This is a genomic window from Thermococcus sp. 101 C5 (assembly GCF_009372125.1).
In the GTDB taxonomy this organism is placed as follows: Archaea; Methanobacteriota_B; Thermococci; order Thermococcales; family Thermococcaceae; genus Thermococcus_A; species Thermococcus_A bergensis.
Genome location: NZ_WHIZ01000026.1, coordinates 1 through 24,050 on the forward strand (window position 1 = coordinate 1; position 24,050 = coordinate 24,050).

Consider the following 24,050-nt stretch of genomic DNA (forward strand, 5'->3'; position numbering starts at 1 on the left):
TAATGTGTTATGGTCTGAAAATCCTCCTCAGAGTCAAATACTGTTTAAATAACAGGGGGTGAAACTAAACACGCCCCGTGAGTTTAGTCTGAAAGAGAGTTTATATTGTTTGCGTAAAGTTTAAGAACTCTTTTGAGCGCCTCAATACTTCATTGACGTACTTATGTGATCATTAAAATGGTGGGGCCGCCGAGATTTGAACTCGGGTCACGGGCTCCCAAAGCCCGCAGGATAGACCAAGCTACCCCACGGCCCCATTGCAATGGAGCCCCGGGCGGGATTTGAACCCGCGGCCTGCGGATTACAAGTCCGCCGCCCCACCAGGCTAGGCTACCGGGGCACCGAATGAAGAAAGGCTTAAGTTGGTATATAAACTTTTCGCCTAAGCACCACCGTAAGATTTATAAATCCACTTATGTTCCCTATGATTGGGTTCGTGCCGCCGTAGCTTAGTCGGTAGAGCGCCGGACTGTTAATCCGGTGGTCGCCCGTTCAAGTCGGGCCGGCGGCGCCAGTCTTTGTGGGCCCGTAGCTCAGCCTGGTCAGAGCGCGCGGCTCATAACCGCGTGGTCGGGGGTTCAAAGCCCCCCGGGCCCACCACTTTTCCCCAGTATTAGCGGAAGACAATACAATGCGTTTTTAAGTTCCAGATAGTTAAAAGTCAATGCTTCTTATGAGAGTCCAGAATGTATAACTCTGCATTCCACATCCTTAGCTAACAAGAAGAAAGTTGAGAGAAAGGAGAACATCTTTTTCCTTAGGATTTAGAAGAGGTTAAAGTTTCTCTTTTTCTATAGTTTCTAAGCAGAATTACTGCCATAATTGGAAGTGAGGCATTTATAGCTAGTCCTATTACGAAGTGGAAGTTCAAGAAGCTACTAAGAATACCCTGATTCATTAGGAAAATAATTGACCACAGACTCACAGGAATGTTCAGAGACAAACTTACAAACAGCCCTGGGTTATATACCCTCCTAGCCCTGATTGACAACAAAATATGAGCTATCCCTGCAAATAGTGAAAAATACGGAATCCAGAGACCGAATTTATAATTAATAGTTGACAACAAACCAAACAATGGTAAAGCTACCCATATTAAGAGAACGTTTAAAAAGAAAACGACGGTAGGATTTAGAGGCCCATTTTCTGCTTCTGTCTTGAGTATTTTTGTATTGAAAAACTTATCAAATCCTCCTGGAAAAACGTACTCTTCTGTCTGATGAAGCATGTAGAGAGGTGTTTGCAATAGGATAAGGAACACTACAAAATCATAATTGCGCACAAACACAAACAAGAAAACAACGAGATAAATAGAAAGAATCAGACCCACCTTTGCCCATTCCCTCTTCAACCATTCATAATATTGAGCAGGCTTCATTTTCTCTCACCCCCTGTCTATAAGGTATGGCACCTATGTGCTGTGTATTAAGTTGCTACCTAACTTTTTAAGGTCTTTTTAGAATACTCATTGGATAGTCATAGATTTAACAAAGAGTTATGCTTGCGTACTTGTTCAGCTCCTTAGATTTGCAATAGCATGTAGAACTAAATGCTTTTTCGTTTCAAGACTCACTCTTTAGGGAGTAAGTGAAGTATCCCCTTCACAATAAGTAAACAATATCCTCCACAGTCCAACTTTAAAGAACATTGAGCAGAATTGAAATTTCGACTATTCTTTAGCTAATGGCTTTAAGTATGTGGCGGGCCCGCCGGGATTCGAACCCGGGACCTTCGGCTCCGAAGGCCGACGCCCAATCCCCTAGGCCACGGGCCCTCAAAAGAGTTATAATGTATGCATAAATAAAAGTTGCGGTGATAAAATGATACTGCCAGACCACAAAATTAGAAAGGAAATCCTAATAGAACCATTCAGCGAAGAATCTCTTCAACCAGCAGGCTACGACTTAAGGGTCGGAAAAGAAGCCATGGTCAATGGAAGGTTCATAGATGTTGAAAAAGAAGGGAAGGTGGTTATTCCCCCCAAAGGACATGCCTTGATCCTGACCCTAGAAAGAGTGAAGCTCCCTGATGACATCATGGGAGACATGAGACTGAGGAGCACTTTTGCAAGGGAAGGTCTTTTGGGGAGCTTTGCATGGGTTGACCCTGGGTGGGATGGGAACCTCACGTTAGCATTGTTTAACAGTTCTGAAGAAGAAGTAGTCCTCCATTACGGGGAGAGGTTCGTACAGATAGCATTCATAAGACTTGAAGAGCCAGCGCGCAATCCGTACAAGGGCAGTTATCAGGGAAGCCAACATTTAGTTTTATCCAAGAGAAAATCCAAGAAATGATTCCTTTTCTTTTATATTACACAGCAAAAAATCCGTTCTGTAAATTTGGGAAAACGAAATATAAAGAAATGAAGAGAGTTCAGCCGAAGAGGGCTCCAAGTCCAGCGAGAGCCTCTTCTTCCTTCTCTTCCTCTTCCTCTTCTTGCTGCTCTTCTTGAGCAGCCTCTGCAGGAGCTCCAGCAGCTGGAGCTGCAGCTGGAGCGGCTGCAACTGCAACTGGCATTGCGGCCTTCTCTATAACCTCTTCGATGTTGACGCCCTCAAGGGCTGCAACGAGAGCCTTCACTCTTGCCTCGTCAACCTCTACTCCAGCAGCTTGGAGTACAGCCTTTATGTTCTCTTCGGTTATCTCCTTACCAGCGGCGTGTAACAATAAAGCAGCATATACATACTCCATCTCCTTACACCTCCGAGTTATCTTTATTTTTTGTTATTTGATACGCATCAACCAAACAGAGCTCCCAATCCAGCGAGAGCCTCCTCCTCTTCTTTCTCTTCTTCTTCCTCTTCCTCAACCTTTTCCTCAGCCTTTTCAGCTGGCTGAGGCTGAGCCGCTATAACTTGTGCTTGTTGGTTTAAAAGTTCTTTGGTCTTCTCATCAAGCAAGTCCTCTGGCAACTGCTGGGCTATGAGCAATGCAACTCTGAATGCCTTGCCAAGTATGTCTCCAGCAGTCTCTTTGGTAATGTATCCTGCTTCCACAGCAACATTCTTCGCGCCAAGGAATGCCTTTTGTATGATTGCCTCGATTGTTTGCTTTGTTGGGTATGCAACGTTTACGGACAAGTTGAATGCGTGCATGTAAGCCTGCTGAATCATGCTGATGTATTGTTCCTCGTCAATTGCGAGGACTTCCGGTGTGTAAACAATGCCATCCTCGTAAGCAGCGAGCAGTTTGAGCCCCACTTCGAGAGGCTCAATTCCCAGCTGGTTGAGGATGTTAGCAAGTTGAGGAGTTATAATCTCGCCAGCTTTAAGTACTACGGTGTCTTTTTGAATTGAAACTTTACCTTTCTCAATTCTTGCAGGAATTCCCAAAGCCTGCATCTCACCTACGAGAGGTCCTGGTGAGAGAGGTGTTGGTCCAGCAGGAACCACAATGTCTTTTGGAGCTGGAACTCCGGGCTTAGCTGGAGCTGGCTTTTTACTCTCTTCCAGGAATTTGTAAAGCTTGAATGGGTTCATTTCTGTAACAAGGATAGCCGCTCCACCTTGTATGTGATCAACAAGCTTTTCAAGCTCTGGATTATTGAGCTCCTGAGCTGCCTTCTTGATTGCAAGTTCGATTAATGTGTTCCTTGAAACTCTAAGCACAGCCTTGCCCCTAAGGCTTTCCCTCATCTTTGATAAGGGGTAAGCTGGAACATCTGCTACATCTACGAGGGCAACCACTGGATAGCTCTTGATAAGCTTGGCAAGTTCTTCAACTTCCTTTTTCTTCCACTCAGCAACGTGAGCCATCTATATCACCCCTCTATTTTTACAGCTGGGCCCATTGTTGTTTTGACGTATGCTGACTTAACTTGGCTCTCTCCTCTTTCGAGCTGTCCGATTATTGCATTGAGCACTGTCTCAATGTTCTCTGCGAGCTTTTCGTCGTCCATGTCTTCCGTGCCAACTGGAGCGTGCACTACTGGGTTGTTCTTGAGCTGTATTCTCACGGTCTTTTTAAGTTTTTCAACAAACGGAGTAAGATCCGTTACTGTAGGTGGAACTACCACAGGCATCTTGTTTCTTGGACCTAAGAACCTACCCAAGGTTTTACCAATCTTTGGCATCAGCGGAGCAGCTGCTATGAAAAAGTCATACTTCTTGGCTAGTTTTCTCGCAGCCCTTGGGTTGCTCGCCAATTCATCCAATTCCTCACCACTAATTACATCAAGCCCGAGCTTTTTAGCCGCCTCGGCAACGGCACCATCAGCGATGACCGCGATTTTTGGCTCCTTCCCACGGCCGTGTGGCAGTACAACCTCAAGCTTAAACCTGTTTTCAGGTTTTCTAAGGTCAATATCCTTGAGGTTTACTGCCACTTCGACGGTCTGTGTGAAGTTGCGCGGCTTAGCCCGGGCTTTAGCCTCCTTCACCGCTTCCACGATTTTTTGCTTGTCAAAGGCCATTTTTTTGACCTCCCTCTTTTTTTATTTAAGCCGAAAGGAAAAATCAAAAGTTCGTAAAAGGAGAGATTTTTAAACTTTTCCCTCACTCTGCCTTTGCAAACACTTCATCATAAACTCCTTCGTCGATTTCCTTCTGCACTTCTCTTGGGTCTTTACCTTCTACGGTAACTCCCATGCTTAATGCTGTTCCTATGACTTCCTTAGCTGCAGCTTTTAGGTCAGCCGCAAGCATTTGCTGCTTCTTTGCCCTTGCTATCTTGATGATCTGTTCCATTGTTAAGTTGCCAACAATGGTTCTCCCTGGCTCGCTTGAACCTTTCTCAAGGCCAAGCTCCTTCTTGATAAGCTGGCTTACTGGGGGAGTACCGACCTCAATCTCGAATTGTCTTGTCACTGGGTCTACAATGATCTTAACTGGAACCTGCATTCCCACAAAATCTTTTGTTGCCTCGTTTATTCTATCAACTACCTGCTTAACGTTCAATCCAAGTGGACCAATTGCTGGACCTAATGGAGGACCAGGAGTAGCTTTACCACCTTCAACCAACACTTCAACAACTTGCTTTTTTGTCATCCTCTTCACCCCTCTACTCCTCTGAGCGTTTGCTTATAAGCCTAACGTATTCACCCCTAACTGTAACGGGGATTGGGACTATGGCACCGATGAGCTCAACAACAATCTCATCCTTTGCCTCATCAACTCTAACAACCTTAGCCTTTTCTCCCTTAAACGGACCGGCAATAAGCTCAACGATGTCTCCAGGTTCAAATCCGCTGACTGCGGGCTTCTCTTCAAGGAAGTGCTCCACTTCACTAAAGGATATCTCCCCTGGCAGGGTACCTTTTGCATGTCTGATGCCTTTGATTGCTTCGTCCACTGCGGCTTTCTCTGTGGCTTCAACAAAGATGTACCCTTTAACCTTAGAAGGTGCTAAAATAGCCATAATAGGCAGATTATAAGTCCTTGCCTTACTGTAGATTAGCTTAGCAGTTGTTTCTTCCTGTCCAACTGTTACCCTTACTGCAAATATCCTCGACGTCATCTCAACCACCAAAGGGGTTATGCTCCACCTTCTATTAAAGCACCAATAATGTGGATAAACATGCCAATAAGGCCTATCAAAATAATTCCAATACCCGTTATCTTAGCAGCGAGCTTGTATTCCTTCCAGCTGGGCTTTTTGGTAACAACGAAAACCCTCTTCGACTCAGAGATGAAGTTTTTAAACTTTTCTATATAGCTCTCTGTCATTTTTAACACCTCTCACGACTTTCAGACTTGACTATTCCATAAGTATTTAAAAGTTATGCTTACATACTCTCAACTTATTTATAAAAGTTAAGGAAGAACAAAAAGCTAGAGAGATTAAATTAAAATCAAAGCTCGGTTAAATCGAGCTTGATGACTTTCTTTTCTTCATCCGGGGAATATGGGCTTTCGGATTCCTCAACTACTGCATAAGGAGAGCTAACTCCAGTCACAACGACCATTACTCTAATTGTCTTTTCAAGCTCTGGGTCAAGTTGTATTCCCCAGATAACCTGCGCCTCTGGATCAAGCTTGCTTGTAACGAGCTCAATTATCTGCTGTGCCTCTTCGAGTTTAACGTCGCTTCCTGCAATGCTTATTAATGCCCCCTTAGCGCCGCTTATGTCCACATCAAGTAATGGGCTGTTCAATGCCTGTGTTGCTGCCTCTAAAGCTCTCTTTTCGCTGTCACTTTCCCCAATACCAATCATGGCAATGCCGCCGTCTTTCATAACTGCCTTTACATCGGCAAAGTCGAGGTTAACCAGACCTGGCTTTGTAATCAGTTCTGTAATGCCCTTAACAGCCTGAACAAGAATTTCATCAGCAACTTTGAATGCCATGTGAATTGGTAACTGGGGTGCAACTTCCATGAGCTTGTCATTCGGAATAACGATAACAGTGTCGCTGTTCTTTCTAAGCCTCTCAAGACCGTATTCAGCGTTTTTAATTCTTCTTATGCCTTCAACAGTAAATGGAAGCGTTACTACAGAAACTGTTAGAGCTCCCATTTTCTTTGCCAGCTCCGCAACTATTGGAGCGGCACCAGTTCCGGTTCCTCCTCCAAGACCGCAGGTTATGAAGATCATGTCAGCTCCTTCAAGGGCCCCCCTTATTTCTCTCTCACTTTCTTTTGCAGCCTCTTCGCCAACCTTTGGGTTGTTTCCGGCACCAAGCCCTCTTGTAAGCTCTTTACCAATGAGTATCTTTTTGTGAGCCCTTACCTTTAAAAGATCCTGAGCATCGGTATTAATAGCAATTATCTTGGCACCTTCGATTCCAACTTCCATCATTCTATTGATAGTGTTGCAACCCGCACCACCGACACCAACAACATATATCTTTGCCTGCACTTGTTCGAGTATTTTCTTAAGCTCCTCATCAATGTCAGAAGATGGGGTTTGTGCTTCAACCGGAACATTTGTCCCAGTGGAGGTTCTTTCTATTGCATTTTCAATTAGCTTCAGCATTGTTTCACCCTCCCAATTGATAACAGTTCTAAATGTTGTTTCACACTATCTACATATATAAACCTTTAGTCAAATTAGTTTAGCTGATATTTACAATGTGCACTTTTAAAGCTTTAAGCATTTCGCTTCTTTTGTCAGTCTTTGATAAATTCCAAACCCAGCTCTTCAGCCAAACTCTTTGCAACTTGCCTTGTTTCCCCTTTACTGCCCTTCCAATCAACATAAATCGCATCAATTTTTCCTGATGTTCTGTTTATGGCTTTAACAAGCATTTCTTTGGATAAGGGATGAGTGTATTTTGGGGCTATATGCGAAAAAGCAATATCTGAAATTAGGGCTGTTTTTGTTTGCTTTGGAGCATAATGACCCCCGCCGATCCCAACTGCGGTTTTGAATTTACTTTTTTGGTAGTTGTCCAAAACATAGACAATTGTCTCCGCAACTATCTCACCGGCTTCCCCATTTTTCCATTCCTCTTCACTGGAGCCAATTTCTACAAAAAGAGAGGGCACTTCAAGTTCACTTGGGCCGTGATGGGTCGCCTCATAACATACTGTCCAATCCAGAGTATTTAATTCGTGTAGCTTTAGAAGAGCAAGTTTCATTGCCCTTGGTTCTGCAATAGCCAAGCTTTCATCTTTCCCTCCGTACATAGCCTTTCCCCAGTTTCCAGTGACATGGGTCGTTAAAGCCGGGAGCTTCTTCTCACTTGAATGCCTCGATGCGAAGATTATTATCTCCGGGGTTATGTTAAGCTGCTTTGCTATCTCTATGTCTAGATTATCGTAGTATATCATTTCTCTATCTGTTGTCAATAGAAGGACGTCCTTCCAACGATAGACAGGGCTTTTATCGAATTCTTGCTCTGTTTCTTTGAATCCAAAATGTTCAACCAGCTTGTGCTTGATGTTCATGGAAGCCAAATCAACACTGGTCGTCATGATAACCTTCATTTTTATCCCCTATGAGGCATTGAGTTCTACCATAAAAATCTAGCGTTCTGGCCCTCACATCGCCTTGCCCCTACATATGTAATGGCAAAGTTCTTTTAAAGACAAACCCTTCTAAAAGACTCTTTGATCAAGATAAAAACATTCCGCTGAAATTTTCAACAACATAGCCCCAAATAACTAGAATTAATGATGTGCGGGCAAGTAAAAGTTTATGACCGTAAGGTATATAACCAGACATGGATACAAAACAAATACTGTAGTGTACATGAAATTATTTGAATGTATGTACAAAATATCGAGGAGATGTAAAAAATGAATTGGAAAACACTTGGTTTGATACTTGTTTTGGCCCTTGGTTTGATTGTTTCGGGCTGTACACAACAGGGGACCCAGACAACAACCCAAGGCCAGGAAATAACCATCTATACCGGTGGAACTGGAGGAGTTTACTTCCCTCTTGGCTCCAGATATGCCGAGATTTTGACTAAAAACGATATCCCAGCTAAGGCAGTTACAAGCGGTGCAAGTGTAGCAAACGCAAAGGCAATTGGGGATGGAAACGCCCAAGCCGCGATTCTTCAGAACGATGTAGCTTACTATGCCTACAACGGCCTTTATATGTTTGAAGGACAGGCAATAAAGAACATTAGAGGCGTTGCAGCACTTTACCCAGAAACAGTCCAATTTATCGTTAGGGCAGACAGCGATATTAAGACTCTCCAAGATTTGGCCGGAAAGAAAGTGGCCATAGGTGCTCCTGGAAGCGGAGTAGCCGTTGCTGCAGAGCAAGTGCTTAAAGCAGCTGGTATATGGGACAGCATTGAAAAAGTAAATCAAGACTTCAATGAAGCCTCACAAAGTCTAAAACTCGGCCAAGTAGATGCGGCCATTATTGTTTCTGGAATTCCAACCCCATCAGTTAACCAAATAGCAGTGCAAACCCCAGTTAGAGTCCTTCCAATTTCAGATGACATTCTCAACAAGCTTAGACAACAGGGATACATATTCTATGTTAGACAAGTTGTGCCAACGGGAACATACAATGGTGTTGAAGAAGACACACCAACTTTAGCTGTTAAAGCAATGCTCGCAGTAAGTGCAGACCTTTCAGAAGATACTGTATATCAGATGACAAAGATTCTCTTCGAAAACTTAGACCAGTTAAGAGCTGAACACCAAAAAGCCCAAGCCATAAGCTTGGAAACAGCCCTCGATGGTATGAGCATACCACTCCACCCAGGAGCAATAAAATACTATGAGGAGAAAGGCTTAAGCATTCCAGAAGAGCTTAAAGGGTGAATCGCTTGAAGGGGTTTCTTTTTTTGCTCCCCTTTTTTGCAATACTTCTTTTTCCTGTAGACGTCCTTATAATTAGTGATGGGACTCACTCTTATGTGGGTCTTCTTGGTGAAAAGGACGTAGAAATCACGTACATTCACAGTGTTCAGAGAAGTGAAGTCATAGAAGAGCTTAAAGTCAATAAAACGGGTATTTATGCCATCGGGATGTTGTGGAAGGACTTTGGAGCGGGTCTTCCAGAGGACGTCCAATACTCGGAAAGTGGATATTATGTTAAAAAAGTCAACATTCCCCTCGGGAAGAGCCTCAGCTTTTGGTTTATTCCTTTAAATCACGCAAAGATTATCGTGAACAAAGATGTCGTATTGTCTATAACAAAAGAAGCTCTTGTGAATTTTAATGTGAAAAAATGCCCGCTTATACTTGCCATAATGGGGGGGTGCGGATATGGAAATTGAAGAAAAGTTTGAAAAAGCGGAGGAAATTGTAATTGAAAAAACGAGAACTCTTCCCCCAAAACTTGAGAATGTTATAAAACTAGCAGCAATTTTGATAGGCCTCTACGAAATCCTCTTCATATTTAACTTTAATTACACCCTTTATGACCTCTTCTCGAAAATGGGAATAAGCATCGCCCCATTAAAGATAACTTTCCAGACAAAGCAGGGAGAGGCCTTTGTTCTGGCAATGATTCTCTTAATAACGTATCTTCTCTACCCAATAAAGAAAAAAGAACAATATCTCAAAAGAGTTCCATGGTACGATTACATACTAGCAGCGCTTGGAGTTATTTCCTCAATGTACCTGTTTTTTGTGTACCAAAGGTACGCAACATACGCAGAAGTATACCTAACCGATGTTGTCTTTGGTGTGATGGCAATAATACTAGTACTTGAGGCAACAAGAAGAGTACTTGGGTGGGTTCTTCCACTTGTCGTGGTTGTGTTTTTGCTTTATGGAATAAACGATATAGGATTTAACTGGATTAGATTTACCCAACAACTGTATTTTGATGAAGGAATCTTTGGAGTCCCATTCTTCGTCATGACAGTTTACGTCTTTGCCTTTGTGTTTTTTGGAGCATTTTTGCTAAAAATCGGAATAAGCGATTACATAACAGAATTTATGATTTCCCTTTTTGGCTCCCGCCCGGGAGGGCCCGCAAAGGCTGCAGTTATTTCAAGCGGACTAATGGGAACTGTAAGTGGATCAAGCGTTGCTAACGTTTTGACTACAGGAACTTTCACCATACCCCTAATGAAAAAAGCTGGCTATCCTCCAGAGGTTGCAGGAGCCGTTGAGCCCGTTGCCTCTACGGGCGGACAGTTAATGCCCCCTATAATGGGTGCAGCAGCTTTTATTATGGCTGAATTTCTTGGAGTTCCCTATAACAAATTAATCATAGCAGCTGTGCTCCCCGCTTTGGTCTATTATGCGGGTGTATATTTATTCATAGACCTAGAAACAAAGAGACTTGGACTGAAAGGAATGCCAAGAGAAGAGTTCATGCCTCTTAGATACTTCATTAGAAAGCTCTACATATTACTTCCAATAGCCGTTATTACAGCGGCATTAGTCTGGGGTATCCCTCCACACATATCAGCAATTTCTTCTCTGGGAATAGCAATCTGGGTTGCATGGATATCAAAGGACAGTATCAAAGGACATGAAGGAATTTACGTAGCTTCATTAATAGCAACCACAATCCTTATGTTTACCGGCAGAGAAATAGCATCACCAGTAACAATAGTCCTTGTTCTGCTCGCATTATCTCTAGTAGTGATGGCCTTTTCAACTAAATTGCTGGAATTTAACGAAAAGCTGTACATAAGCTTACTTTTCATTCTGTTCGTAGCTCTAACCAAATACCTGGGGATGAGAAGAGAGCAAATACTGCTGATGAGCGGTATCATGGGGATAGTTTTCTCTCTGATAGTTGGATATGTCTCAAAGAGTGAGGACGGCAAGAAAATGTACTCGGCTACCTACGAGTCTATGATAGATGCCGGAAAAACGAGCACAAGTGTAATGCTGGCAGCGGCAAGTGCTGGGCTTATCCAAGGAGTACTTACAATGACTGGGTTGGTAACGAGTTTGGGGTACAGGTTAATCGACCTAGCTGCAGGGAATCTCTGGCTTCTGCTAGTACTAACAATGATATTCAGCCTGATCTTAGGAATGGGAGTGCCAACAACGGCAAACTATATTATAACCTCTCTTGTAGCAGCTCCAGCAATATATCATGCAGTCTTAGGCTTACAGCCCTACAGCTCTCCCGTTCCCGGATTTACAGTTCCAATAGCTTTGCTTGCAGCCCACTTCTTTGTATTCTACTTTGGAATACTTGCAGATGTTACCCCACCAGTGGCTTTAGCCTCTTACGCTGGTTCAGCTTTAGCGGGAGGAGACTTCTGGAAGACAGCCTTGAACGCTGTAAAATATGCCTTAGCGGGATACATCGGCCCATACATATACTTTACCCACCCAGAAATGTTCTTAATAACTGTAGAAAAGTGGACATTAACAACAACTCTCCAGGTACTTTACGACTTCGGAGCTACACTTCTGGTTATGTATCTGCTGGCAATATCGCTTACCGGCTGGTTCAGAAAGAACCTTAGAAAAGAGGTAAGAGCCGTTATCGGAGCAATAGGATTTGGTGCAGCAACCCTTCACATAATTCCGGTTGCAATTGGAGTGGTAACAGTCATAGGACTTAGGCTTTTTGGCAAAAAGCTTATGGGTTGATTTCTTCTTTTGTTTTTTGCAATTCCTCAATTATTGACTGGGTGAGGTTCTGGATGTTCTGTGCAGCGTTTAAGACGGTTCTTCTAATGAGCTGAGTGACAAAAAAGATTATTATTAGAATGATGGCTATCATCATCAGGTACTCTACAGCCGCCTGAGCCGGCCTCCCCATTGCTTCATCCTCCGAGGGCCTGAGATATCTGCTTCGCAACAAAACCTGAGGCTATTATAAAGCCAATTGCGACTGCAGAGGTTATTATCACGAAGTCGATTATCTTATCTAAAATGTACATAAGCACCTTCTTTTCTTTTTCACTAAACTCCATTACAATCACCAATTTTAAAATAATGCATGGAGAACTAATAAACCTTACAGCTAAAAAAGGTAAAGATCAGTAGAGCATAACTTCAAAGCCAAGCTCGCTCAGCAGGTCAGCAAGCTCTTCACTGTCCACATATGCCAGTAGATGGTGATTGCCAAGGGTTCCGTCAATGAAGTCTTTTGCCTCTGTGATTTTGAGCTTCATTTGAGTTCTGCACCTGTGCTCGCTCATTTCCTGTTCCAAGACCTCAACATCAGCTACTACAGCTTTTCTGCCCCTGATTTTCAGGAGGGATGCCTTTCCTTTAGGAAGGCTTACCGCCACTCCAACTCCCATTCCACTCTCGAAGTGAGACCTGAGAATGTAGCCACCTATCAGGGGTGCTGTGCAGTGAGCAAGTATTATGTGATCGTCCCCGTAGTCTGCGATATTGCCCATAAATGCCGGCTTGTCAAAGAATTTCCTTATTAATGCCATTCCCAGTAGGGAGTTCAGTTCTCCCTCACATGCAGCGGGAATGCCCTCAGCGTTGAAGATTGCCAGAGACAAGCAGGGAGTAGCTTTAAGCTTGGTCAGCATCTCAAAGCATCCTATCGCAAACCCGTCAAGATTATAGTCCTCAACTATTTTCTTAAGGGCCACATAGATTCTGCCAGCTTTTACAAGGTCTTCTCGCTGAGGTTCCTTTATTTCCTTGGCCTTTGCGATTATTTCCTCGACAACTTTCCATCCTTCAGCTTCCGTTGTTGATTCATAGTACTCATAGAACTTCTTCAGACTTATGTGCACATAAGGAAGCTCGAACTTCTCGTTTATAAGCCATACAGAAGTCCTTCCAATCAACCCCAGTCTGAGGTTTAGGAACTTGCCCAAGATTTCTCCCATATCCTCATAACCCAGAATAGCAGCCTTAAGTTCATCAAAGCTTTTAACCAGTGTTGCCGGGATTAACCTCTCTCTAAAATACTCCCTGAGCTCTATTGCAGCGGCAATTGAGTTGTTAAATGGATCTCCGAATAGGATTATCGGTTTTCTATAGTACGCAAACTCTTTGAGAGGATTCTCAGTGCCACCGGTTAGGGGGTACAGTACTATGACATCAACGTCCTTGAAGTCTACCTCTCTCGTTTCTGATTTTGAAGATACAAACACTCCTCCCTCAATTTCAAACTCGTTGGCAAGCTTCATCAAGAACTCAGAAGTTTTCTTCTCAAAGGCTTTTGGATTTGCAAGTTCACTAATTCCAAATACTACTCCTACTTTCATTTTACAACCTCCCAATAAAAGTGCTGAGACTATTTAAATTGGCGGTTACTGTTTTAAAGTTTACGAACAATAATAGGTTGTGGTGAAAATGATCCGCTTTGTACTTGACACAAGCATCTTTGTTAATCCCGAGATTAGAAATAAGTTTGGGGAAAATCCTACAGAAGCTATGAAAAAGTTTTTAGAATATGCAGAGAGGCTTTTTGGAAGGGTCGAATTCTACATGCCTCCCGGCATCTACAAAGAGGTAACTCATTTCGTTGAACTCGAAGAGGTTTCCCCCGACATCGAGCTTTATATAATCAAAAAGCCCCCCAATGTGCACGATATTAAAATACCAGCTTTCGTCGTTTATGAACTCATAGAGGATATTAGGAGAAGAATAGATAAGGGTCTGAGAGTAGCTGAAAAGGCCGTGAGAGAGAGCGTTATATACACCCAAAACGTAGATGCAATAATTCAGAAGCTCAGAAGGAATTATAGAAAAGCCCTACGAGAAGGAATCGTAGACAGTAAAGAGGATTTCGAGCTTATCCTCTTGGCCAAAGAGCTTGATGCGACAATTGTTTCTGCAGATGTTGGAATTTTAACGTGGGCTCAAAAGATGGGGATCAAATGGACAGATGCGGCAAGGTTCAAAGAAGTTCTGGACGAACTCGTAGAGAAAATGGGCAAATAGTCTCAACTCCCATTCTTCTGGTTGTTTTCTTACTTTTTTCTCTTGAAAGCCTCGCCCTTCACGGCGGGAAGGAGGTCAGGTTTGTTCATTTGCAGTAATTCAGGGTTAATTTTTGGAGTGTCGAAAGCCTTATACGATCTCAAAAATGCCCGTTCAGTAGTTAGGGATACCTGAGTTGGAACGACAATCCTAGAGAGCTTGAGTGCCACCGGTTAAGGGGTAGAGATGAACCCCCACCCTCTAGGAGAGGAGCTCAGCATGGCTTCCATTGCGGAGGCTTTCAGTAAAGCCGGTTAGAAAAACTTATTATCTCTGCCCCCATTTTTTTCTGGTGATCCCATGAATTTCGAAGACAAGCCACTAATCGGAATGATCCATCTCAGGCCTCTGCCTGGCTCATACCTCTACCAAAATGATTTTGATGAAGTCATTGCACACGCACTAAGAGAGGCGAAAAAATTAGAAAGAGCGGGATTTGATGCAATAATGGTTGAAAACTTTAACGACGTGCCTTTCTCAAAAACCGTCGAACCTGTAACAGTTGCTTCCATGAGCGTTATTGCAAAAGCAATAAGAGATGAAATTTCCCTCCCACTTGGCATAAACGTGCTGAGAAACGATGCTATAGCGGCCTATTCCATAGCATATGCCACAAAAGCAGATTTCATCAGAGTGAATGTTCTAAGCGGAGTTGCTTATACCGACCAGGGAATAATCGAAGGAGAAGCGCACAAGCTTGCAAGACTCAGAAAACTCCTCCCCTCAAAAATCAAGATTTTTGCGGACGTTCACGTTAAGCATGCCTACCACTTTGGAGACTTCGAAGAGGCTTTAATGGACACTGTCGAAAGAGGACTGGCAGATGCCGTGATAGTCAGCGGAAAAAGAACAGGCAGTGAAGTGGATGTGGAAAAGCTTAAGCTTGCAAAAGAGCTTTCAAACGTTCCCGTTTTGATTGGTTCAGGGACAACCTACGAGAACCTGCTAACGCTGTGGAAATATGCGGATGGGTTCATTGTTGGCACGTGGATCAAAGAAAACGGAGACACAAAGAAGGACATCGACATAGAAAGGGCAAAAAAGCTGGTCGAACTGGCAGAAAAACTCCGAAAAGGGCACATGGATTAAATATCTGGCGAGTTATGGGGATACCGTTGTATATTCCCCAATTTCTCTTTTAAAAGCCCATAAAGTCTCACTTTTGCAAAGTTGCTTAGCAAGTCATCGGGAAATAGGAGAAGATTCCAAATACTGGAGATCTTGGAGAAAAAGCGCTCAAAAGTTTGGTGCGGTGGCCGGGATTTGAACCCGGGTCACCGGCTTGGAAGGCCGGTGTCCTAGACCAGGCTAGACTACCACCGCACAAGCCCGCCGTTTTTACATGAGTGGATTTGGATTTATAAAGTTTGCGATTGGGAAGGTTTTTAAACTCTTCTTAGAACACAGTTTTGAAAAAATAAAAATTAGTTTTAGGTGAGGATGATGAAGAAGTTCGCAAGTATTTTGGGAATTCTCTTAATAGCGGCAACTTTTGGCTGCATTACGCAGAATCAGACATCTACAACACCCACAGAAGCGCAAAAGCTTGTTATCTACTCCTACGACAGCTTTGAATATCTGGCAAGTGAAGTAATTCCAAAATTTGAAGAGAAATATGGAGTTAAAGTTGAGCTGCAGCTAATTGGAGATGCCGGTGAAGTCTTAAACCGCCTGATTCTGGAGAAAGATAACCCAAGAGCCGATCTGGTTATAGGAATAGACAACAGTCTCTTAGCAAAGGCCATTGAGGCGGGAGTGTTGGAACCTTACAAACCAGAGAACATAAACCTCGTCCCGGAAGACCTCATCTTTGACCCGACATTCCATCTAACGCCTTATGATTACGGATACATAGCAATAAACTATAGAGAAGACATGGTGCAAAATCCTCCAAAGAGCCTTGAAGACCTCACAAAGCCAGAGTGGAAAGGAAAGCTCGTTATTGAGGATCCCAGAACGTCTTCCCCCGGAGCCGCGTTCTTATTGTGGACAATAGCAGTGTATGGAGATGATGGATATCTCCACTACTGGGAAAAACTTAAAGAAAATGACGTGCACATAGTTAAAGGATGGACAGAAGCCTGGACTGCCTTTATGAACGGTGAATTCCCTCTGGTGCTCAGCTATGCCACATCCCCAGCTGCAACTGTCTATTATGACAACATAACTTACGTTAAGGCAGTGGCCTTTGAAGAGGGCAACTACATGCAGATAGAGGGAGCTGGAATAGTAAAGGGAGCAAAGAACAAAGAGCTGGCAAAGAAGTTCATAGAGTTCATGCTCACAGAAGACTTCCAAAGTGCTATTCCCACCAACCAGTGGATGTATCCAGTAAACCCGAACGTTGAACTGCCAGAAGTGTTTAAATATGCCCTCCAGCCAGAAGAGATAAAACCCGTAACCCTCGATCCAGAATACGTAAAGGAGAACTTCGAACGCTGGATTAAGGAATGGACAGCTCTTATGGTGGAAGGAAAGAGCCCAGAAGAGATAATAGCTTCAAGGGGATGAGCCAAGTATTGAAAAACTTTTTACTCTTATTCCAACTTTTTTTGGCATCTTTTTAATTGAAAATGGTATCTCATCCAAGAATCTTTCTGCGATTATGAGATTACCCTCTACATCAATCTTGAGCCGTATTCTACCCGGGAGCAGTTCATAGTCCACTATTTCTCCCGTGTCCCCCTCTTCGACATAAACGCTCTCCGGCCTGAAGAATATCTTTACTCTCCCTTCTGTCTTGACTTCAAAGCAAAGGCTCCCGATACACGCTTTTCCCCCTTCTGCGTTAACTTCCAAAATGTTGGAAAGACCTAAAAACTTGGCTACAAACTCATTTTTTGGGTTGTAGTAGAGATGCAGGGGATTACCAACCTGCTCTATCCTTCCAACACTCATAACAGCTATTCTATCACTTATTGCCATGGCTTCCTCCTGATCATGCGTTACGTAGATCGTAGTTATTCCAAGCTCTTTTTGAATCCTTTTTACTTCCCCCCTAAGCCTTTCCCTTATTTTTGCATCGAGGTTGGAAAGGGGCTCATCCAAGAGCAGCAGTTGGGGTTCTATTACAAGAGCCCTTGCCAGTGCAACTCTCTGTTGCTGACCACCGCTCAGCTGCTCGGGATAGCGGTCTTCAAACCCCTTCAAGCCCACAAGCTCAAGAGCCCACGAGACCCTCCTTCTAATCTCTTCCTTAGGAAGCTTTCTAAGCTTTAAACCGAAGGAGATATTATCATAAACAGTCATATGCGGAAAGAGCGCATAATCCTGAAAGACGATGCCTATGTTCCTTTCATACGGAGGAACGTCGTTCACGACGGTGTCATCGAAGTACACTCTCCCCTTATCTGGCTTCTCAAAACCCGCTATGATTCTAAGTGTTGTCGTCTTTCCACATCCACTCGGGCCAAGCAGGGTCAAAAACTCGCCCTGCTTTGCTTCTAAAAAGGGGATATAAAGCCTGAAATCATCTTGCTTAAACTCTATGTCCTCAAGCCTTAACCTCACCATATCTCCTCACCCGTTCTCTCAATTAGAATAAAGGCTATTGTGCTGACCAGCATTAAAATAACGGACATTGCCGATGCCGGGCCGAACTGCCGCGAGCCTAAAAAACGATATATTGCAATTGTTATCGTCGTGTACTCGGGCTTGTATATCATGTAGGTAGCTCCAAGCTCGGCTATGCTCATCGCAAAAGCAAATATCGCTCCCACTACTATGCCCCCAAAAGCGAGGGGAAGCTCAACTTTCAAGAATGCCTTGAGTTCGTTGGCTCCCAAGCTCATGGCGGCTTCCTTTAGACTGGGCTTTATCTTCTTCAGCACTGTGGAAATAGCCCTCAGAACAAAGGGATAAGCAATAATCGTGTGTGCAAAGACTATCAGATACCAGGTGCCCAAAAGGTTCAGAGGAGGCTTGTGGAAAGCCCTTATGTATCCTAGGCCAAGGGTTATTGCAGAAGAAGCCAAAGGCAGCATCACAAGAGCATCAAAGATGTTTTTGCCCCCAAATTCCCATCTGTACATTATGTAAGCAATGCTCAAGGCCAAAAGTACCGAAAAGATCACCGTAGAGAACCCAAAGAAAAGGGAATTTCTAATTGCCGTTATGCTGTTTGCGCCGAATATAGGGTTGTACTCCGGAGAGAAAACCCTTCTGTACCACTCAAGTGTAAACCTGCCCCCATAAGTAAACGAGTGATAAACAACCGCTATTAGGGGAGATAAAATAAAAAGGAACACTACGCTGGAATAGACAGCTATTAATGCCCCTTTTATGCTCAAAAGTTCTCTCAGGGTCAGGGACACTGGCTTTCTAAATACTCTCTGCTCCTCCGCTTTTGCGTAAAGATCAAGGCTTTTTAGGTAGAGGTACATAAAAACAAAACTCAGCGAAATTTGGATTATGGCCAAAGCTGCTCCCGTTTTGAAGTCTAAAAGGGTCATTATCGCCGTGAAGATATCAACTTCTATGGTCGCATACTGATACCCTCCGAGGATCAGAGGAATTGAAAAGCTCAAAAAGCAGAAGACAAAGGTCAGCATTGAAGAAGCAAATATCGCCGGCATGAGCATCGGCAATGTGACTTTTCTAAAGAGGGTAAATCCTCTTGCCCCCAAACTTAGAGCAGCTTCTTCGTAGTGGGGGTTTATACGTTGCCAAAGCGAGGAAACCATCCTCACGACCACGGGAAAATTGTAGAATGCGTGAGCCAAAAGTATTGCCTTCCATGAGTAGAGAATTCCCGGATCCCTTCCAATCAGCTGTGCAATTACTCCGGATCGCCCAAATAGGAGTATAAAGCCCAAGGCAACCATGATGCTGGGCATTACAAAGGGAACCGTTAGAAGGGCTTTTAAAATTCCCTTGCCCGGGAAGTCATATTTTGCAAAGATATACGCCCCGGGTAACCCCAACAACAGTGTTAAGAGTGTAGAGGCAAGTGCCTGCCAGAGGGTGAAAAATATGACCCTTCTGTGGTAGCTGTTCGAGATTACTTGGAGAATATACTTCAGCGTAATCCCGTTATCCCACAAACCTTCCTTTAATATGCTAATTAGGGGAAAGTAAAAGAACAGGAATAAGAAAATAAGGGGCGGGAAAACTATAAAGTTTCTCCACTTCATTTTCATCGGATTTAATGAGTTATATGGTTTTATAAGTCTGTTGTCCAGTAGGCTAAACCAATATGCCTATCGGCCCCACCATAATACAGCAGAATCTTGTTCTCATGCTCTACCATGCCTTCAATAAAGACGACATTATTAACGTGGCCATACAGTTCCCATTCATACTGTGGAACCATTAGTGGAGTTTCAGTCCTCGCAACAACCTTATCCGGGTATTCTTTATCGAAAATTGCAAGTCCCACTTTGTACTTTAACCCCTCTCCACATCTGCCGGCGCTGTTGTAAATCAAAGCTATCCCATAGCTGGTCTCAAACAAAGGTGGGCCAGGTTCAACCAGAACGTTATCGAAGTACCTTTCTCTTGGAGATAGCACAGGTTCTTTCATGTACTCCCAGTTGACCAGGTCCTTTGAAACTGCCATCCAGATATTTGAATCACCAAAATACATTAAGTAGTTCCCCTTAAAATTGCCTTTTTCAAGCCTTTTTGGCAAGATTGCGCCGCTTTTTGTCCAACCTTTGATGCCGTTCTTTTTGTGCTCAAAACCTTCAAAAATTGGCCCGTGTTTCTTCCATGTTAGCATATTCTTTGAGGTTGCCAGACACAACCTCGCTGTTTTACCGTCGTAACCGGTGTAAGTCATATAGTACGTCTTACCAACCTTCACTATCCTCGGATCTTCAACACCAACACTTTCCCACTTGTACTCCGGCTCAATTACTGGTTCTGGATGTCTAAAAAAGTTAATGCCATCGTAACTTATCGCAAGCCCAATCCTGCCCGTCAGCTGGTCTTCTTTGGATTCTGCTCTGTAAAGCATTACTATTCTGTCCTTCTCTTTAATAACCGCGGGATTGTAAGTATTTCTTGAATCAAAACCTTCTCTGGAAGGAGAAAAAATAGGTTGAGGAATCTTTTCTGGAGGTTTTATGTCGATTTTGTTCCCTTCTATTTTGATAATCTTTTCAAATATCTCGCTCTTCAAATCTTGTAACCTCCTCTTTTTTGGATTCAATTAAGTACGCCTTTCCTCTAAACCTGACCAATGCTGAAACCTCAAGATTCTCGGGCAGCAGTGGAGATACAGTTAGCTCTTTTTCAGCCTTGAGACCTAATACAGCTGTAAGAAATGCAAATACACTTGCGGCACTCCACGCTTGCGGAACATTTGCTCTAGGACATAAGAGCGGATACTCACTCTCAAGGCCGCTGAATAGTTCTGGGAGCTGATAGTTGGGAAGGAACTTTGCAGCGTTGAATATTGCCTCTGCAAGCATCTTTGCCTTTTCACTTTCTCCAATTGATGCAAGCCCAAGGGCTATTATGGCATTGTCGTGAGGCCATATACTACCGTTGTGATAGCTAAATGGGTTATATGCCCTTTCTTTCGAGCTGAGCGTTCTAATTCCCCACCCGGAGAACATGTCCTCATCAAACAGTCTTTCCACTATTTCCCTCTGGTGTTCCGCTATCCCGGTAAACAGGAGATGCCCCATGTTGGACGAGACTACCTTAGATGGAACGTTGTCCCCGTCTAGAGCAAGTGCATAGAATCCATCGCACCAGAAATCCTTGTTAAAGCGTTTCTTTAGCTCTTCCGCTTCTTTTTTGAGCATCTCTGCATCCAACGAGGTAAGACCGAGTGAAGCCGCATCCATGAGGGCTTTGTAGGCATATCCTTGCACTTCCACCAAGGCAACAGGTGGTTTCGTGGGGGTGCCTTTCTCGGTTGGAATGCCTTCCTTTGAGTCTTTCCATCCCTGATTGGCCAAGAGACCTCTCCTGTACCTTATGTATCCCCCTCCCTCTTTGAGCCTCCTTAAAATCCACTCTACCGCTGCAGTGAGATTGGGCTTGAGCTCCTCTATTAGCTCCCTATTACCCGTCCACCGAAGGTATTCCGCTGCCAAAATAACATAAAGAGGTGTTGCATCTACCGTCCCATAATAAGGCGCGAAGGGCATTTTTCCCGAGTGGGACAGCTCACCAAATCTAAACTCATGGGGAATCTTACCGGGCTCTTCTTCGCTAACCGGGTCAAACTTCTTTCCCTGAATCTTGGCGAAGAACCTCAGGGTGCCCTCGGCATATTGCGGGTAATATGGAAGCAAGAACCAGGAAGTTATAATGCTGTCCCTTCCAAAAGGACATGCATAATAAGGAATGCCGGCAAATGGCACAAGCCCATAGTTCGTGTGCGCTGTTAAGGCCGTTAAATCTTCAATAGCCCTTTCAAAAACTCTATCAAGCCATGTCAAGTTCGTTGAGACAACGTTTGGAAGCAAGAAGGTGGTTGCTGTTAAAAACACCTCAAGTCTTTCTTTCGAGACCTGCGGAACGAATTCAAGGTAAAGAGTCCCTTTCTCAAGAGGGTCCAACGTAAGCTCTGCAAGTGCCAATCCCTTTTGGATTTTCATGTTTGTTTTGATTTTCAGATTTCTCTCAATCTTATCCTTTCCTGCATACGAGTATTCGCTCTCTTCCCCAAGGGAGGTCTTGATTCTACGTCTAATCCTCTGCCCTCCGAATTTTCTAACTTCAAAAATGTCTTCAATCGGGACTTTAAAGGAGTATTCGACTCTAAGACTTACCTTCTCTTGTGAGGTGTTGTAGAATTGGAGCTCTTCTCTATACGCCCCGTTGTCCCCTATTTCTCGCTTTCTCAATAGGACTACTTTATCCTCTATAGAAAAATGAGAATATGCTCTCCTAGGGCCGTCTTGGGAACTTCCTATGAGTATGGCGCTTTTGTCCAATTTGAGCCTCACTCCCTTCAGAAAACGGGTATCAAACACATAAAAGCCGTCATAATCGTCTTTCATATCACCATCTTGCCTCGTAACCACAAAAGCCCCGTTATAGGATAGAATAACTGCCATCTTCTCGACCTCCAAAGAAAGATATTAAAGAGAATTCAAAAATTCCTCAACCTCATCTCTTTTTCCAAGATTTATCGCTTTGATACCCCACATCCTTGCTACGAACTCGACGTCATTTGTGAAGTCACCAGGAACTGCCGAGAGATGATTCGCACCCATTATATTTAGGAACGTTTCCTTGTCAAGGGGGTTCTTTATCGCTGTGTGAGGCCACTGTTTGCCCCATTTTAGCTGGGACTCGATTTCTTCAGTAATCTCCACCCCCTCTGCGAGGAAGTATAGGAGGTAGTACTCTCCCCCTTTTCTTATGAGCCTTGCAACAGTGAGCTCAGTGGGTGGGGTTCTATACGTTAGCGCCCCCCCGCTATTTCCTTGGCACTGCCCCTGTATGGTTGTCTCTTTGAGATTTTCTTCAGGGTCTTCGCTGAGCTTTGCATAGTAAAGAGACGAAGCCCCACAGTTTGCTATCAACACAAGCTCATCGTCAACGTACTTTATATCCCCAAAGAGCGGAGGCTTCCTGCTCAGATAAAATAGCAGGGCAGAGCTTATAGTTCCCTTCACATCGCCTTCACAGGTAGCGGGCACAATTGGCTTTTCCCCTTTTGCATCGGCATTGAACGGGAAGAGAGCCGGAATTAGACACGCCGTTACCCCATACATCTCGCTAAGCTCCGGCTGGCATTTAATTGAAACGGCTGCTGTTTCGTTTTCGTATTCCTTCCATATGTCCTTTGCAGCAAGGTATATGGCAATCTGCCTCCTCAGAACTTCAGGCGTGAGCATGTTGTTGTCATACTTAACTTTCGCCTTCTGGGTTAGCCAGTCAAAGAACTCCTCAAGGCGGATGCGCTCTTTTTCATCGCTAATCATTGAATCAGCCTTCTTGATTATCGCGTACTGATCAATGATTAAGAAATCTCCTATGAACTTCTTCAGTCTCGGGAGGTCATCCATTAGATGTTCCATTCCGAGCGTATAAGGAGCCCCCCAAAGAAGTAGAGATTTTCTGGAAAGCTTTGAAACCGCTTCCGCAGCCCTTGACCATGCTTTTACCTTCTCCACATCTCCTTTAAGCCTTACATGGTGCAGGGCATGATAGTTCACAGCGCTCTCCCATAGAGAAGCTCCGACAGAGGTTATACACGTGGTTCCGGCCCAGGCAGGATCATCGTCAGCGTAGAGAAGTAAAGGCTTGTTGGTTTCCTTTGCAAGCAACGTTACAAGGTTGCTCTCAGTCCAGTGCCACAACCCCAGAATAATCCCGCTTACATCTCTCGAACCGATTAGCTTGGAAGCCTCGATGACTTCCTCTTTATCATCTATTCCGAAGTTTTCCCCCTTCTCAAGGGCTTCGTATTTCCCAAGGGCTCCATTGACGTCAAAGACTTCAATGCCAGAAGATTCGAGTTCCTGCAGGAGTTTTTTATGCTTTTCCAGCAGGGCTTTCTCCCTATCTATTGAAAGAGCAGTCTTCCTCGGGTCCGTAAAGGTGGCAAGAGCCAGCAAATTTATCACCCCATTTGTTTGTGCATAAGTTTTCCTTAAAAAATTTAAAAGGGGCTAGAATATTGCTTTTTTTGTTTTTTTATCGAAGGTGTGGATTTTCTTCATGTCAAAGACAACGTCAACCTCTTCCCCTTCCCTAACCTTAGACTCGGCCGAGAACTTACCAACAAAACTCAAACCACCAACACGCAAGTGCACAACCTTCTCCCCACCAAGATTCTCAACAATATCCACCCTAGCCCTAACCATATTCTCCCCAGGAACCTTCACCTGAGCAAACAAAGCATCATAAACATCCTCAGGCCTTAT

General features: G+C 43.9%; 25 protein-coding genes and 6 tRNA genes. 9 read left to right on the forward strand and 22 right to left on the reverse strand.

The window, feature by feature from the left end:
- Positions 1-178: 178 nt before the first annotated feature.
- A tRNA-Pro gene (locus tag GBV73_RS05275) sits at positions 179-256 on the reverse strand.
- 7 nt (positions 257-263) lie between these two features.
- Positions 264-340: transfer RNA gene (locus tag GBV73_RS05280), tRNA-Thr, on the reverse strand.
- Positions 341-438: 98 nt separating this feature from the next.
- On the opposite strand from GBV73_RS05280, the gene GBV73_RS05285 reads away from it, so the two are divergent.
- Positions 439-514 (forward strand) — tRNA-Asn (locus GBV73_RS05285).
- A gap of 8 nt (positions 515-522) precedes the next feature.
- Positions 523-600, forward strand: a tRNA-Ile gene (locus tag GBV73_RS05290).
- Positions 601-757: 157 nt separating this feature from the next.
- Here the strand turns inward: GBV73_RS05290 and GBV73_RS05295 are convergent.
- Together GBV73_RS05295 and GBV73_RS05300 are read right to left on the reverse strand one after the other, a co-directional pair.
- Entirely contained in the window at positions 758-1,378 is a 621-nt protein-coding gene (locus tag GBV73_RS05295) for an HXXEE domain-containing protein (RefSeq protein WP_152879852.1), read from the reverse strand.
- A gap of 320 nt (positions 1,379-1,698) precedes the next feature.
- Positions 1,699-1,774, reverse strand: a tRNA-Arg gene (locus GBV73_RS05300).
- A 46-nt stretch (positions 1,775-1,820) separates the two neighbouring features.
- Here GBV73_RS05300 and dcd point away from each other — a divergent pair.
- Positions 1,821-2,294 (forward strand): dCTP deaminase, encoded by a 474-nt coding sequence (gene dcd, locus GBV73_RS05305; RefSeq protein WP_042701579.1) that lies wholly within the window; start codon positions 1,821-1,823, stop codon positions 2,292-2,294.
- A 79-nt stretch (positions 2,295-2,373) separates the two neighbouring features.
- On the opposite strand, the gene rpl12p is transcribed toward dcd, so the two are convergent.
- The 8 genes from rpl12p to GBV73_RS05345 all read right to left on the reverse strand — a co-directional run bounded on the left by rpl12p (position 2,374) and on the right by GBV73_RS05345 (position 7,863).
- The gene (gene rpl12p, locus GBV73_RS05310) at positions 2,374-2,691 is read right to left on the reverse strand and encodes a 50S ribosomal protein P1 (RefSeq protein ID WP_152879854.1); all 318 of its coding nucleotides are present in this window, start codon (positions 2,689-2,691) and stop codon (positions 2,374-2,376) included.
- Between the two features lie 47 nt (positions 2,692-2,738).
- Entirely contained in the window at positions 2,739-3,755 is a 1,017-nt protein-coding gene (locus tag GBV73_RS05315) for a 50S ribosomal protein L10 (RefSeq protein ID WP_042701576.1), read from the reverse strand.
- A gap of 5 nt (positions 3,756-3,760) precedes the next feature.
- Entirely contained in the window at positions 3,761-4,411 is a 651-nt protein-coding gene (locus GBV73_RS05320) for a 50S ribosomal protein L1 (RefSeq protein ID WP_152879856.1), read from the reverse strand.
- 82 nt (positions 4,412-4,493) lie between these two features.
- On the reverse strand, positions 4,494-4,985 hold the full coding sequence (locus tag GBV73_RS05325; RefSeq protein ID WP_152879858.1) for a 50S ribosomal protein L11: 492 nt from the start codon (positions 4,983-4,985) through the stop codon (positions 4,494-4,496).
- A gap of 13 nt (positions 4,986-4,998) precedes the next feature.
- Positions 4,999-5,454, reverse strand: a complete 456-nt coding sequence (locus GBV73_RS05330) for a transcription elongation factor Spt5 (RefSeq protein ID WP_152879860.1) — start codon at positions 5,452-5,454, stop codon at positions 4,999-5,001.
- A gap of 17 nt (positions 5,455-5,471) precedes the next feature.
- Positions 5,472-5,663 carry a protein translocase SEC61 complex subunit gamma gene (locus GBV73_RS05335; protein ID WP_152879862.1) on the reverse strand — a complete coding sequence of 64 codons (192 nt, stop codon included), beginning with the start codon at positions 5,661-5,663 and terminating at the stop codon, positions 5,472-5,474.
- A gap of 125 nt (positions 5,664-5,788) precedes the next feature.
- Complete coding sequence (gene ftsZ, locus GBV73_RS05340; protein WP_152879864.1) at positions 5,789-6,910, reverse strand: cell division protein FtsZ; 1,122 nt, start codon at positions 6,908-6,910, stop codon at positions 5,789-5,791.
- Positions 6,911-7,044: 134 nt separating this feature from the next.
- Positions 7,045-7,863 carry a D-aminoacyl-tRNA deacylase gene (locus tag GBV73_RS05345; protein WP_152879866.1) on the reverse strand — a complete coding sequence of 273 codons (819 nt, stop codon included), beginning with the start codon at positions 7,861-7,863 and terminating at the stop codon, positions 7,045-7,047.
- A gap of 312 nt (positions 7,864-8,175) precedes the next feature.
- Between GBV73_RS05345 and GBV73_RS05350 the strand changes: the two genes are divergently transcribed.
- The 3 genes from GBV73_RS05350 to GBV73_RS05360 are packed head-to-tail and all read left to right on the forward strand — an operon-like array spanning position 8,176 to position 11,910.
- A complete protein-coding gene (locus GBV73_RS05350; RefSeq protein ID WP_152879868.1) occupies positions 8,176-9,162 on the forward strand; it encodes a TAXI family TRAP transporter solute-binding subunit in 987 nt (328 codons plus the stop codon).
- 23 nt (positions 9,163-9,185) lie between these two features.
- Positions 9,186-9,620 carry a DUF1850 domain-containing protein gene (locus tag GBV73_RS05355; RefSeq protein WP_253910303.1) on the forward strand — a complete coding sequence of 145 codons (435 nt, stop codon included), beginning with the start codon at positions 9,186-9,188 and terminating at the stop codon, positions 9,618-9,620.
- Positions 9,610-11,910 (forward strand): TRAP transporter fused permease subunit, encoded by a 2,301-nt coding sequence (locus GBV73_RS05360; RefSeq protein WP_152879872.1) that lies wholly within the window; start codon positions 9,610-9,612, stop codon positions 11,908-11,910. The genes GBV73_RS05355 and GBV73_RS05360 overlap by 11 nt, the downstream gene beginning before the upstream one ends.
- Here GBV73_RS05360 and GBV73_RS05365 read toward each other — a convergent pair.
- The 3 genes from GBV73_RS05365 to GBV73_RS05370 are packed head-to-tail and all read right to left on the reverse strand — an operon-like array spanning position 11,900 to position 13,499.
- Positions 11,900-12,082, reverse strand: a complete 183-nt coding sequence (locus tag GBV73_RS05365; RefSeq protein WP_152879874.1) for a hypothetical protein — start codon at positions 12,080-12,082, stop codon at positions 11,900-11,902. The genes GBV73_RS05360 and GBV73_RS05365 overlap by 11 nt on opposite strands.
- Positions 12,083-12,086: 4 nt before the next feature.
- On the reverse strand, positions 12,087-12,245 hold the full coding sequence (locus GBV73_RS11145) for a hypothetical protein (RefSeq protein WP_216643935.1): 159 nt from the start codon (positions 12,243-12,245) through the stop codon (positions 12,087-12,089).
- Between the two features lie 57 nt (positions 12,246-12,302).
- Positions 12,303-13,499: a hypothetical protein gene (locus GBV73_RS05370; protein WP_042701312.1), complete on the reverse strand. Its 1,197-nt coding sequence runs from the start codon at positions 13,497-13,499 to the stop codon at positions 12,303-12,305.
- Between the two features lie 88 nt (positions 13,500-13,587).
- Here GBV73_RS05370 and GBV73_RS05375 point away from each other — a divergent pair, with 88 nt between their 5' ends.
- Entirely contained in the window at positions 13,588-14,178 is a 591-nt protein-coding gene (locus GBV73_RS05375; protein ID WP_152879888.1) for an RNA ligase partner protein, read from the forward strand.
- A gap of 339 nt (positions 14,179-14,517) precedes the next feature.
- Entirely contained in the window at positions 14,518-15,306 is a 789-nt protein-coding gene (locus GBV73_RS05380; RefSeq protein ID WP_042701316.1) for a BtpA/SgcQ family protein, read from the forward strand.
- A 156-nt stretch (positions 15,307-15,462) separates the two neighbouring features.
- Here GBV73_RS05380 and GBV73_RS05385 read toward each other — a convergent pair.
- Positions 15,463-15,540, reverse strand: a tRNA-Gly gene (locus GBV73_RS05385).
- A gap of 120 nt (positions 15,541-15,660) precedes the next feature.
- Here GBV73_RS05385 and GBV73_RS05390 point away from each other — a divergent pair.
- Positions 15,661-16,728: a thiamine ABC transporter substrate binding subunit gene (locus GBV73_RS05390; protein WP_152879876.1), complete on the forward strand. Its 1,068-nt coding sequence runs from the start codon at positions 15,661-15,663 to the stop codon at positions 16,726-16,728.
- Here the strand turns inward: GBV73_RS05390 and GBV73_RS05395 are convergent.
- From GBV73_RS05395 to GBV73_RS05420, 6 genes are all read right to left on the reverse strand, one after another.
- On the reverse strand, positions 16,717-17,730 hold the full coding sequence (locus tag GBV73_RS05395) for an ABC transporter ATP-binding protein (RefSeq protein ID WP_152879878.1): 1,014 nt from the start codon (positions 17,728-17,730) through the stop codon (positions 16,717-16,719). The genes GBV73_RS05390 and GBV73_RS05395 overlap by 12 nt on opposite strands.
- Entirely contained in the window at positions 17,724-19,349 is a 1,626-nt protein-coding gene (locus tag GBV73_RS05400; protein ID WP_152879890.1) for an iron ABC transporter permease, read from the reverse strand. Before GBV73_RS05400 ends, GBV73_RS05395 begins: the two co-directional genes overlap by 7 nt.
- A gap of 29 nt (positions 19,350-19,378) precedes the next feature.
- Complete coding sequence (locus GBV73_RS05405) at positions 19,379-20,338, reverse strand: glycoside hydrolase family 130 protein (RefSeq protein WP_152879880.1); 960 nt, start codon at positions 20,336-20,338, stop codon at positions 19,379-19,381.
- Entirely contained in the window at positions 20,319-22,232 is a 1,914-nt protein-coding gene (locus tag GBV73_RS05410; RefSeq protein ID WP_152879882.1) for an amylo-alpha-1,6-glucosidase, read from the reverse strand. The genes GBV73_RS05405 and GBV73_RS05410 overlap by 20 nt, the downstream gene beginning before the upstream one ends.
- Before the next feature lie 24 nt (positions 22,233-22,256).
- Positions 22,257-23,741 (reverse strand): L-fucose/L-arabinose isomerase family protein, encoded by a 1,485-nt coding sequence (locus GBV73_RS05415; protein WP_152879884.1) that lies wholly within the window; start codon positions 23,739-23,741, stop codon positions 22,257-22,259.
- A 54-nt stretch (positions 23,742-23,795) separates the two neighbouring features.
- Positions 23,796-24,050, reverse strand: a 255-nt coding sequence (locus GBV73_RS05420; RefSeq protein ID WP_152879886.1) for a TOBE domain-containing protein, incomplete at its 5' end; no start/stop codon positions are given.